Consider the following 12645-nt stretch of genomic DNA (forward strand, 5'->3'; position numbering starts at 1 on the left):
GGTTCACCTTGCTGGTAGGTCGGTTCAGGCAGTCAGCCCCCGTCATCCGATCGCAGCCGGACGAAGGGGGAGGAAGAAAACATTGCGCTCAGTCGGCCGGACGCCAGGCCACCTCGGGATCGATCTCGTAGCTCCACGGCAGGCCGGAATTGCGCCAGCCGTTCATGGCGCGAACCCCCTTCGAGTCACCCTCCTTCAGGGTGGAGCCTTCGAAGCCATCATTGACGGAGTAGACCTGGCTGAAGCCCATCTCGGTGATCACATCGGCGCCCGGCGCGCTGCGGGTGGCGCCGGAGCGGCACATGACGATGATCGGGTCGTCCTCGGCCACGCCCAGCGCATCGAGGCGCGCCTTCACCTGGGCCTCGAAGTCGGCGTTGCGCACCATGGGCCAGGTCTTCGCCTCCTCGTCGAAGCTGTCGCGGTCGGCCAGCACCCAGGGCACGTGGATGTCGGTGGGCTCGGCAAAGCCGGTGAACTTGATCTCGATGGGATCGCGCACGTCGATCAGCACCGCCCGGTCGTTCTCCTGCATCAGCTCCCAGGCCTCGGCCGCGGTCACGTAGAGCCCCAACTGGGTTTCGCGGTAGGCATCGGATTCCTGGGCCAGGACAGGGCCGGCGGCCAGGGACGCCGCCATGACGGAACCTGCCAGCAGGCGCTTCATCACAATTTTCATCCAACCCCCATAACCAATAAGTCTAAGTTAATTCCATAATATGAAGTTAACGTCAGGATAGACCAGGGGGCGTCGAATGACATGGGGCAAGTCGTCGCAGCTTGATTCAGATCAAGCCGCGACGAATGGCATCAGAGCTCGATGCGGTCACCGTAGGCGGGAATCTCCGCCTCGATGCCGCTCTCGGCCAGGGCGACCTTGAAGGCCTCCTGAGTCTCGGGCTCGCCGTGCACCAGATAGAAGCGGGGGGCGTTACGGAAGGCCCCGGCCCAGCCGATCATGTCGGTCTGGCCGGCGTGGGCGGAGAAGCCACCGATGGTGTGCACCTTGGCCTTTACGGCCAGCTCCTGGCCCAGCACCCGCACCCGCTCGGCGCCATCGACGATCTGCCTGCCCAGGGTACCGGCGGCCTGGAAGCCGACGATCACCAGGCGGGTATTGGGCTTTTCCAGGTTGTAGCGGAAGTGGTGGATGATGCGCCCGCCGGTGCACATGCCGGCCCCGGCGATGATGATGGCCCCGCCATGGATGCGGTTGATGGCCATGGACTCCTCCACGGTGCGGGTCATGCGCAGGATCGGCAGGTACTGGCTGGTATCGCCGCTGGCGGCGATGTTGAGCACCTTGAGGTCCTCGGCATCCAGCGCCTTGCGCGCCCGGTGGTAGAGCTCGGTGACCTTGATCGCCATGGGGCTGTCGAGGAACACCATCTGCTGGCGCAGCCGCCCCTCATGGAAGAGCACGCTCAGGTGGTAGAGGATCTCCTGGGTGCGCCCTACCGCGAAGGCGGGGATCAGCACGTTGCCGCCCGCCTCGTGGGCCTCCTCCAGCACCCGAGCGAACTCCTCGAGGGTCTCGTCCAGGGGGCGGTGGTCACGATCGCCGTAGGTGCTCTCCATCAGCACCACGTCGGCCTCATAGAGCTTCTCGGGATCCTTCATCAGCACCGAGCTGGGGTTGCCCAGGTCGCCGGAGAAGACCAGCCGTTTGTCCTGACCACCTGAGGGGATCGTCAGCTCGACGATGGCCGAGCCGAGGATATGGCCGGCGTCGCGAAACACCAGGCGAGCGCCGCCGGGCAGGTCCACCGGCTGGCCGTAGGGATGGGACTCACACAGCGCCAGGGTGCGCTCCACGTCTTCAAGCTCGTAGAGCGGCTCGACCAGCGGCTTGTCCTGGCGCTTGCGCCACTTGTTCTCCCACTCCACGTCCTTGGCCATGATGAAGGCGGCATCCTGGAGCATGATCTCCAGCAGGTCGCGGGTGCCCCGGGTGCAGTGGATGGGGCCGTTGAAGCCCTCGCGCACCAGCTTGGGCAGCAGGCCGGAGTGGTCCAGGTGGCCGTGGGAGAGCACCACCGCGTCCAGCTCGTGGGCCAGCTTGCCGAAGGGTTTGGCGTTGGCCTCGTCGGCGTCGCTGCCGCCCTGGTGTAGCCCGCACTCCAGCAGCAACTTCTTCGGGCTGCCGTTGCCGTCCACCTCGATCAGGTAGCGGGAGCCGGTGACTTCCTTCACCGCGCCCTGGAAAGTGAGTGTCGACATGGGGTTGCGCTCCTTGGCCTGCGGACGTTGCCTGCTTGTGTGTCTCTTGACTTCAGCATACTGGATCGACGACTGGTGCGCGCGCCCGACCTCCCCCGCCCCCGGTTCCCCTGGGCAATATGGCCTGGCTCATCCCTCGAGCATGAGCCCCCTGAAATTTCTTGTTGCAAAAGTTCACATTTCGGCAAGAATTGATAACGGAGACCGCATCGACCTCGCCCGCACTGACCTACCCCCGCGGGCGCGACGACCCGGTCCAAGCGCCACGCAGCAAACGCCAAACCGGCAGCGATGCCGGGACGGAAAGCCACGGGTCTCGCCCTCGTACCGAGACAGCCGGGTTGCCTGAGGAAGGCGCCTTGAGAAAGAGAAGAAAAGACAAGGCGGCGAACGGGTAACCGCGCACCGACAGGTGCTGCCCGTTTCTCCAAGGAAACAGCAGGCAAGCGAGGGTAAAGTGATGGCCGTACAAATTGATGTCACTGAAGACGGAACCGCAAATGACGACGGAGGTTATGACTATTCACCGCCCACAACCGGCTCACCCAATGCCAACAGCTCGGAGTTTGAGATCACAGGAAGTGATGGGGATGACAATATCACCGGCGGAAAAAATGATGACACCCTGATCGGCGGTGAGGGGAATGACACCCTGACAGGCGGAGATGGAGACGATACCTTTGTCTTCAACTTCACTCTCTCCGAAGAGGTCATTCCCGGCGACACAGTTTATACCGGACCTGATCCCTTCGCAGTCTGGCTGGCATCAGAAGGCCTGATCGAGAATGCCGACCAGCTCGACGCTGCCCTCTCACAGAACGAGTTCGTTCAGTACTACAAGGCCTGGGTGGAGTACGTGGTCGAGGGCTGGTTGATTCCCGCGCTGCTGGGAGAAGACTTCGACACCTCAGGGGATTACAGCTTCGACGTCAGCTTCAAGCAGAACGCCGAGGGCAGCTACCCCGCCGTCACCCTAGGCGAAGGCCTCGAGGCCTACCAGGAAGCAATGGATAGCCTGATCGAGTCCGTCTTCCTGGCCTCCAGCGGGATCGACGTCTCGACCGGCAAGAAGACCCAGGAGCGGTACTACTCCGATCTAAATACCGAGCACTTCGAGCCGGAAGACTCCTCGGAGACTATCGTTGCACTCGGCAGCGATGACGGCTTCGACACCATTACCGACTTCACTGTAAAAGCAGCCGGCGGTGGGAGCGGTGCTGAAAAAGACTCTCTGCTCTTCATTGTCGATCTTCCTGATGACTGGACGCCTGAAGGGTGGGACAGCGAAGCTGATGGCGATTTCGACGAGAGCGCACTGAAGAAATATCTCTTCGACGAAGGCTTCTTCGTAGAGGAAGACAACTTTATCGGCCTCAAGGACCCCACCAACGAAGGCGAGTACCTCTGGTCCGCCACGCTGGGGACTGACAGCAACTACTCCGGCGACCTGTGGGATCATGTAACCGTCGAGATCGCCTGATCATCAGCCTCCGATGTGATATGAGCAGGGCTGCCAAATGGCAGCCCTCTCTTGTTTCCCCCTCCTGAAGCGTCAACCGGCCACGATGCTTCGGCCAGCCTCATCCCTCTCGCAGCAACTTTTCCATACCGGACATCCGGCTCCTCAGGGCATTCCCTGAGCGCGCCCGTATGGCGATTTTGAGCTGGCGAATCGTGATTTTTCGGGTTATCGCCGCCCCCCGGAAACCTAAACTCACATAAAGCCACACGGGGAAACGCCCCGGTCAGCCTGCTGCAGTTAAAGAAACAAGCCAACGGCATCGCCAAGGGGGCTGCCATGTCCACCTCACCCGAGTCGGACGATCTCGATACCGACCTGCTGGAGACCCGCTTCGAATCGAGCCGGTCGCTGCCCCGCGGGCGGGCGGTCGACAGCGAGGAGAGGCGTGGCCTGTCCCAGGCGCCGCCTGACCTCGACGACGCCGAGGAGTCGGAGGCCGGTGCGATAGCGCCGCCGGCCGATGCCGACGACGCGCTTCCGGCAGAGGAGACCGACACCCTCGCGGGAAGCGAGGGGAATGAGGAGCCCCCCGCTGTCACGGCCGACACCACGGTCAACGAGCCCGCCATCGAGACATCGGCCATGCCGACGGAGGACACTCTCGTCAGCGACGAAGGTAGCCAGCCTGACGAAGGCCCACAACAAGCAGGCCCGGACGACACCGCAGGCGTTCTCACCGAGGAGAGCGCTGATGATGAGGTGACAGAGACGGCACTGCAGGAGGAAGAGACGGCCGACGGCTCGACGACAGAGCCAGAAACAAAGGTGGAAGCGACAGCGGCCTCTCCGGAACAGCCGCAGGATCCGACGCTGCTCGACGATGGCGAGCTCTTCACCTTCCAGGCCCTGGAGGAAGACACAGAAGACTCATCGGTATTCCTGGCCATGAGCTCCAGCACCACCGCCGAGGCGGAGCCGATCACTGCGACGAGCCAGTTCCAGCAGGGCCAGAACGGCTATGCGGGGGTGGTGGATACCTTCCTCTATGAGGGACAGCCCCGCGCCAACCGGAGCAGCCAGAAGACGCTGACCGTGGACAGCGAGGAGCGCCGGGGGGAGATGCAGGCCCTCGTCCGCTTCGAGAACATCTTCGGTGACGCCGCCGGGCAGATCCCGCTGGGCGCCACCATCCTCTCCGCCACCCTGGAACTTCGGACCACCACCTCGGGGGACGGCGCCACCCTGCATCGCATGCTACGCCCCTGGAGCGACGGCGACACCTGGGACAGCCTGCAGAACGGCATCCAGGCCGATGGCATCGAGGCGATGATCCAGAGCGACCTGAATACAGGCTTCATTCCGGCCGGCACCACCAGGCTCGACGTCACCACCAGCCTGCAGGCCTGGGCCGATGGCGAGAATAACCTCGGGTGGGCCTTCCTGCCTCTCGGGCCGGACGGCTGGAGCTTCGACTCGGCGGAGGGGACGTCCCCACCGAGGCTGATCGTCGAGTACCGCTATACCCCGGTGGCACCGGTCAACAACTCGCCGGTCGCTCAGGACGACACCGCCTCGACCCTGGAGGGAACCTCCGTACAGATCTCGGTGCTGGAGAACGACAGCGACCCGGACGGCGACCCGCTGACGGTGGGCGAGGTCACCCAGCCGAGCAACGGCAGCGCCTCGATCAACCCCGACGGCACGATCACCTACACGCCCGAAGCGGGCTTCTTCGGCACCGACAGCTTCACCTACCGGGCCTCGGACGGCCAACTGCTCAGCGACCCCGCCACGGTCACTGTCACCGTCGAGCAGGCGGAGCCCGTCAACAACCCGCCGGTCGCCAACGACGACACCGCCAAGACCACCCAGGGGCTGGCCGTACAGATCGCGGTGCTGGAGAACGACAGCGACCCGGATGGCGACCCGCTGATGGTGGGCGAGCTCACCCAGCCGAGCAACGGCAGCGTCACCGTCAACGCCGACGGCACGATCACCTACACGCCCGATGCGGGCTTCTTCGGCACCGACAGCTTCACCTACCGGGCCTCTGACGGCCAACTGCTCAGCGACCCTGCCACGGTCGTTGTCACCGTCGAGCAGGTGGAGGAGCCGCCACCCGGCAGCACGACTCTGCAGTTCCAGCACGGCAGCGGCGGCTATTTCGGGGTGGTGGATACCTATCTGCACCAGTCGCAGCCGACTACCAGTCGCGCCTCCTCGACCACGCTGGTGGTGGACAGCGTCGACAAGAGCGGTGAGGTGCAGGCCCTGCTGCGCTTCGATGACCTCTTCGGCAGCAGTACCGGAAAGATTCCGCTGGGCGCCACCATCCTCTCCGCCACCCTGGTGGTCCAGACCACCAGCAAGGGAGACGGCGCCACCCTGCATCGCATGCTCCTGCCCTGGAGCGACAGCGCGACCTGGAACAGCCTGGAGAACGGCATCCAGGCCGATGGCATCGAGGCGATGATCCAGAGCGACCTGAACACAGGCTTCATTCCGGCCGGCACCACCCGGCTCGACGTCACCACCAGCCTGCAGGCCTGGGCAGACGGCCAGGCCAACCACGGCTGGGCATTGTTGCCCCTCGGCCCCGACGGCTGGAAATTCCATTCGGCGGAGGGCTCCACTCCGCCGACCCTGATCGTCGAGTACACCACCGCGGATGGCGGCCCCATCAACCGGGCACCACTGGCCAGCGACGACACCGCCTCGACTACCCAGGGACTGGCCGTGCAGATCGCGGTGCTGGAGAACGACAGCGACCCGGACGGCGACCCGCTGACGGTGGGCGCCGTCACCCTGCCAGGCAACGGCAGCGTCTCGATCAACGCCGACGGCACCATCACCTACACCCCCGATGTCGGCTTCATCGGCACCGACAGCTTCACCTACCGCGCCTACGACGGCCAGCTGCTGAGCGACCCGGCCATGGTGCTGGTGATCGTCAGCGAGGGCGAGGGTCCGCCGCCGCTGCCGCTGGAGACCTCCTATATCGCAACCTCCTTCGGCACCAGTGACCGGCGCAACTTCGAGCACACCAACGCCACCAAGAGCTTCTTCCACAATGGCCAATGGTGGGCCGTGCTGCCGGAGCAGACGGGCTGGCACGTCTATCGCTTCGATGGCTCGCTGCCTGACCCCGGCACCATGGGGGGCTGGGTCAAGTCGAGCCCGACCATGCTGACCAGCGGACGCCGTGCCGACATCGCCTGGGACGATGCCACCGATACCCTCTACGTGCTCAACTTCGGCCCTACTGAGACGGGCCCGCGCCTCTACCAGCTCGGCTACAACGCCCAGACCGGCACCTTCGAGATCCTGAACAACATTCAGCTGGCGGGCTCCGGCGGCAAACTGACCGGTGCCGAGTGGCAGCGCAATACCGAGATGGCGCTGGGCCTGGACCAGAACGGCAGCCCGGTCGTGGCCATGATCGGCCCCTCCGCCGCCGGGGGAGAGAAAGGCCTGAAGCTGGCCTACCCCACCTCCGACAGCCTCGAGAGCTGGCGCACCGTCACCCTCGACCCCGGCCCCTCGACCACTGCGGGGAGCAACGGCGACAACAAGGTCGACTTCGTGGCCTTCCAGCTGGGCGGCATCGAGCATGTCGGGCTCGTCTATGGCGACGACGCCACGGGGCTGTGGAAGTTCGCCTACCAGCCGACGCCCTCGTCGCCCGCCGGCTACGGCAGCGGCTGGACCATCGAGACCGTCACCGACGCAGTGGTGCTGGACAACCACCTCGCCGTGCTCTGGGACGGCAGCAATATCCTGATGACCATGAAGGACGACAGGGACGCCCTCTGGGCGATCAAGGGCATGCCGGGCGAGTGGGAGGCACCCGTGCTGGTGCATTCCGCAACCCACAGCGCGAGCCGCCCCACCCTGGCCTATGACGAGGACAACCAGACGCTCTTCATCTTCTATCAGGAGAACACCAACCAGCCCTACGGCGACATCTATTTCAAGGCCTCGAGCACCGGTGTCTTCGCCTTCGACCCCAGCGACCCGGGCACCCTGTTCATCACCAGCACCCGAGACGGCGAGAACATGAGCGACCCGCAGATGCCGACCCATGCGGTGGGAGAGGCGACCGACGGCATGTTCTTCGTCTTCGCACGGAATCAGGAGGCACGCGAGATCTGGTACAACGACTTCCAGCTTTCCGATGACTGGCTGATTGCCTGAGGGTGGTCACCGGCAGGCCCCACAGCCGCCGGGTCACTCCTCGCGAATGGCCCGGGCCAGCATGTCGGTGATGGGCTTGGAGATGTAGCTGGCAAAGGTGCGCTCGCCGGTGCGGATCATCACCTCGGCGGGCATGCCGGCGAGCAGCTGCATCTGCTCGGTCATCTTCTCGAGGCCCGCCTCGGTGACCCGCAGGCGCACCCGGTAGAAGCGCGCGCCGGTGGCCTCGTCCACCTGGCTGTCGGCACTGACAAAGATCACCTCGGCGGGAATCACGTTGGTCAGCCGCTGGTTGAAGGCGGAGAAGCGGATCTCCGCCGGCTGGCCGGGGTAGAGCTGGTTGACGTCGCGGTCCGGCACCCGGGCCTCCACCACGAAGCGGTCGTTGCCCGGCACGATGTCGAGCAGCGGGTCACCAGAGCGCACCACGTCGCCGATGGAGTGCACGCGGCGCTCCACCACGGTACCGGCCACCGGCGCGGTCACGGTGCTGCGGCCGACCTGGTCCGCGAGGGTGGTGACGCGCTCCTCGGCCTCGGTCACCCGCGCCTGGGCCTCGCGCAGCTGCTCGCCCACCTCCTTGTGGAACTCCTGATCGCGGATCTCGCGCTGCATGCGGTTCTCGCTCACCTGTGAGGCGAGCCGGGAGATCTCGGCCCGGCGGCTGGCGATCTCACCCTCGAGCTCCAGCCGATCGCGCTCCACCTCGCGCAGGCGCTGGTTGTTGACCATGCCCTTCTCGAAGAGGCCGCGCAGGTCGCGCTCCTCCTCGCGCAGCGATGCCGCATGACGCTCGTTGATGCGGATCACCTCCTCCAGCCCCGCGATCTGGCGACGCAGCTGCTCGGCCTGCTCATCCAGCGCCTCCAGGGTGGCGCGATGGGACTGGCCACGGGCGGCGAACAGCGCCTGCTGCACCGCCAGCACCTCCTGCACCCGCGGCAGGTCGCTGCCGGTCAGCTCATCGGGCAGCTCCAGCACCTCGGCGCCGCGCTGCTCCGCCAGCAGGCGCAGTTCGGTGGCACGGCCGACCAGATACTGGGTGCGCACGATCTGCAGCTCGGCTCGGGCCTGGATGTCATCGATCACCACCAGCGGCTGGCCGGCCTCGACCCGGTCGCCGTCGGCCACCAGGATCTCGCGCACGATGCCGCCCTCCAGGTGCTGGACGGTGCGCCGGAAGGATTCCACCGCCACATGCCCCGGGGCCACCACCGCCACCGCCAGGGAGGCGGTGGTGGCCCAGAGCAGGAAGCCCCCCAGCCCCAGGCCGAGGATCAGCATGCCCAGGCGGCGATAGCCGCGATCGCTGACCGGCACCTTCTCGCTGAACTCGCCCTCCAGGGTGGTGGGGGTGACATCGATCTCGGCGCGTCCCGGCACGCCGCCGCGGTGTTCGGCAGGGACGCTGCGCTTGTCCTGGTCGCTCATGAGGCCTCTTCCCCGGGCGAATCGATGCCGCCCCTTTCGTTACCGCTTCTTTCGTTACCGCCCCTTTCGTTACCAACTCGGCCAGCGGGCGCGCCGACCACCGCTGCCCGGCCGGCACGAGCGACGCGCGCCGGCGCCGGCTTGCCCTGCATGCGCTCCATCACCTGGTCGGTGGGGCCATAGAGATGGATCTGTCCTTCCCGCAGCACCAGCAGGCGGTCCATGCCGCGCAGCAGGCTGACGCGGTGGCTGATCACGAACAAGGTGACGCCCTCGGCCTTGAGGCGCTGGATCGCCTCGGCCAGGGCCCGCTCGCCGGCGTCATCGAGGCTGGCGTTGGGCTCGTCGAGCACCACCAGCACCGGATTGCCGTAGAGCGCCCGGGCCAGGGCGATGCGCTGGCGCTGGCCGCCGGAGAGCGCGCCGCCGCCGGCCGAGATCACGGTGTCATAGCCCTGCGGCAGCGCCAGGATCATCTCGTGGACGCCGGCCTTGCGGGCCGCCGCCACCACCTGCTCCGGGTCCACCTCGCCGAAGCGGGCGATGTTCTCGGCCAGGGTGCCGTCGAAGAGCTCGATGTCCTGGGGCAGGTAGCCGACATGGGGGCCCAGCGCCTCGCGGTTCCAGTGCTCGATATCGGCGCCGTCCAGGCGCACGGTGCCGGCCAGGGTCGGCCAGACGCCGAGCAGCACCCGGGCCAGGGTCGACTTGCCCGCCGCGCTGGGGCCGATGATGCCGACATGGACGCCCGCCGGTACCGCGAACTGCACCCCGCGCAGGGTCGGCGTGCGCAGCCCGGGCGGGGCCGCGGCCACGCCCTCCAGCACCACCTCGCCCCTGGGCGCCGGCAGCGCCATGCGCGCGGGCTCGCCGGGGGTGCGCACCAGCAGCTCCTGGAGGCGGCCATGGGCGCCGCGGGCGGCCACGAAGCCCTTCCAGGTGCCGATCATGCGGTCGATGGGCGCCAGGGCACGGCCCATGATGATGGAGCCGGCGATCATCATCCCCGGGGTCAGCTCGCCGCGCAGCACCAGCCAGGCCCCCAGGCCGAGGATCAGGGACTGGGCCAGCAGGCGCAGGGTCTTGGAGGTGTTGCTCAGGCTGTCGGAGCGGTCGGCGGCACGTGACTGCCCGGCGAGATAGTCGTGGTGACGGCGCGCCCAGCGCCCCATGATGCCGGGCAGCATGCCCATGGCGTGAAGCACCTCGGCGTTGCGCAGGTTCGCCCCGGCCAGCTCCTGAGCCTTGATGTGCTCGGCGTTGGCGGCGGCCTGCAGCGGCTGGGTCAGCTTCTCGTTGGCCACCGCCAGCACCATCAGCACGATCGCCGCCCCGGTGGCGAAGAGGCCGAGCCAGGGGTGCAGCAGGAAGAGCACCGCCAGGTAGATGGGCACCCAGGGCGCATCGAAGAAGGCCACCAGGCCGCTGCCGGCGAAGAACTGGCGCAGGGTGCCGAGATCGCTCAGCGGCTGGGCCGACTGGCGCCCCTCGGTCATCAGGCTGCGGCGGAACATGGCGCGATAGAGAGAGGCGCTGAGCAGGGTGTCGAGGCGATTGCCGACCCGCACCAGCATGCGCGAGCGCACCAGCTCCAGCAGCCCCATCACCGCGAACAGGAAGACCACCACCAGGGTCAGCATCAGCAGGGTCTCGCCGCTCTGGGTGGCGAGCACCCGGTCGTAGACCTGCAGCATATAGATGGCCGGCACCAGCATCAGCAGGTTCACGAACAGGCTGAAGAAGCCCACCGACAGGAAGGAGCCGCGGCACGCCTTCAAGGCCTGCTGCAGCGCCGTCGCGCCCTGCTGTTCTGCCATGCTGCCCGTCCCCCACCGTCGCACCTGCCCGCGGGTGCGTGGCCCGGGGCTTGTTTACGAAAAATAACAGAGCGGGCGCCAAAGCGACAGCCGTGCGTGCGGTGAAACGACCGCGCCCCGCACCGGGTGAACGGTGCGGGGCGCGGTCGGGGCCGACTCAAGCCGCCGGTCGGTCAGCGACCGGGCGGCTCGGCGGAGGGCCGGTTCAGCGGTAGACGGGGAAGTTGGCGCAGACGGCCTCGACCTTGCCCTTCACCTCGGCCTCGATGGCGGCGGAGTCCTCGCCCTTTGCCATCACGTCGAGGATGTCGCAGATCCAACCGGCCAGATCCCGACACTCGCCCTCGCCGAAGCCACGGGTGGTCACCGCCGGGGTGCCGATGCGCAGGCCGGAGGTGACGAAGGGGCTCTGGGGGTCGCCCGGCACGGCGTTCTTGTTGACGGTGATGTGGGCGCGGCCCAGGGCGGCGTCCGCGTCCTTGCCGGTCAGGCCCTGCTTGATGAGCGAGAGCAGGAAGAGGTGATCCTCGGTGCCGCCGGAAACGATGTCGAAGCCGCGCTCGATGAAGACGCCGGCCATGGCCTGGGCGTTCTTCACCACCTGCTGCTGGTAGGTCTTGAACGCGGGGTCCATCGCCTCCTTGAAGCAGATCGCCTTGGCGGCGATGACGTGCTCCAGGGGGCCGCCCTGACCGCCCGGGAAGACCGCGGACTGCAGCTTCTTCTCGATCTCCTCGTTGCCTTCGGCGGAGAGGATCAGGCCGCCACGCGGGCCGCGCAGGGTCTTGTGGGTGGTGGTGGTGACCACGTGGGCGTGCGGCAGCGGGGTCGGGTAGACGCCGGCGGCGACCAGGCCGGCCACGTGGGCCATGTCCACCAGCAGGTAGGCGCCCACCTCGTCCGCGATCTCGCGGAACTTCGCCCAGTCGATGATCTGGGAGTAGGCGGAGAAGCCGGCGATGATCATCTTCGGCTGGTGCTCGCGGGCAAGCCGGGCCACTTCCGCGTAGTCGATGCGGCCGCTCTCGTCGATCCCGTACTGCACGGCGTTGTAGTGCTTGCCGGAGAAGTTGGGCTTGGCGCCGTGGGTCAGGTGGCCGCCGGCGTCGAGGCTCATGCCCAGCACGGTGTCGCCCGGCTTGACCAGCGCCTGGAAGACGGCGCCGTTGGCCTGGGAGCCGGAGTGAGGCTGGACGTTGGCGTAGGTGGCGCCGAACAGCTGCTTGGCATAGTCGATGGCCAGCTGCTCGACGATGTCGACGTACTCGCACCCGCCGTAGTAGCGCTTGCCGGGGTAGCCTTCCGCGTACTTGTTGGTGAGCTGGCTGCCCTGGGCTTCCATCACCCTTGGGCTTGCGTAGTTCTCGGAGGCGATCAGCTCGATGTGCGCTTCCTGGCGCGCGACTTCCTTCTGCATCGCGTCGAACAGCACGTCATCGAAACCGGCAATCGTCATGTCGCGGCTGAACATGGGCGGGGGACCTCGCATCAAAGGGGGAAATCTGAGGCCAATATGATACC

General features: G+C 66.7%; 7 protein-coding genes and 1 riboswitch. Of the genes, 2 read left to right on the top strand and 5 right to left on the bottom strand.

All coding sequences use genetic code 11. The features are described from left to right. Nucleotides 1–88: 88 nt before the first annotated feature. Nucleotides 89–679, bottom strand: coding sequence for a rhodanese-like domain-containing protein (locus D1793_RS08610; protein ID WP_205527644.1), 591 nt, complete (start codon nucleotides 677–679; stop codon nucleotides 89–91). A gap of 131 nt (nucleotides 680–810) precedes the next feature. Further along, nucleotides 811–2220 (bottom strand): MBL fold metallo-hydrolase, encoded by a 1410-nt coding sequence (locus D1793_RS08615; RefSeq protein ID WP_119021802.1) that lies wholly within the window; start codon nucleotides 2218–2220, stop codon nucleotides 811–813. Between the two features lie 266 nt (nucleotides 2221–2486). Next, nucleotides 2487–2569, top strand: a riboswitch (cyclic di-GMP riboswitch). Nucleotides 2570–2680: 111 nt separating this feature from the next. On the opposite strand from D1793_RS08615, the gene D1793_RS08620 reads away from it, so the two are divergent. Beyond that, the gene (locus D1793_RS08620; RefSeq protein WP_119021803.1) at nucleotides 2681–3700 is read left to right on the top strand and encodes a hypothetical protein; all 1020 of its coding nucleotides are present in this window, start codon (nucleotides 2681–2683) and stop codon (nucleotides 3698–3700) included. A 318-nt stretch (nucleotides 3701–4018) separates the two neighbouring features. Next, nucleotides 4019–7876: an Ig-like domain-containing protein gene (locus D1793_RS08625; protein WP_119021804.1), complete on the top strand. Its 3858-nt coding sequence runs from the start codon at nucleotides 4019–4021 to the stop codon at nucleotides 7874–7876. Nucleotides 7877–7909: 33 nt separating this feature from the next. On the opposite strand, the gene D1793_RS08630 is transcribed toward D1793_RS08625, so the two are convergent. The 3 genes from D1793_RS08630 to glyA all read right to left on the bottom strand — a co-directional run bounded on the left by D1793_RS08630 (nucleotide 7910) and on the right by glyA (nucleotide 12595). Further along, entirely contained in the window at nucleotides 7910–9307 is a 1398-nt protein-coding gene (locus D1793_RS08630; protein WP_119021805.1) for an HlyD family type I secretion periplasmic adaptor subunit, read from the bottom strand. Further along, entirely contained in the window at nucleotides 9304–11124 is a 1821-nt protein-coding gene (locus D1793_RS08635; RefSeq protein WP_119021806.1) for a type I secretion system permease/ATPase, read from the bottom strand. Before D1793_RS08635 ends, D1793_RS08630 begins: the two co-directional genes overlap by 4 nt. A 205-nt stretch (nucleotides 11125–11329) precedes the next feature. Then, entirely contained in the window at nucleotides 11330–12595 is a 1266-nt protein-coding gene (gene glyA, locus D1793_RS08640; RefSeq protein WP_119021807.1) for a serine hydroxymethyltransferase, read from the bottom strand. Nucleotides 12596–12645 lie beyond the last annotated feature (50 nt).

It is taken from the genome of Halomonas sp. JS92-SW72 (assembly GCF_003547075.1).
In the GTDB taxonomy this organism is placed as follows: domain Bacteria; phylum Pseudomonadota; class Gammaproteobacteria; order Pseudomonadales; family Halomonadaceae; genus Halomonas; species Halomonas alkalicola.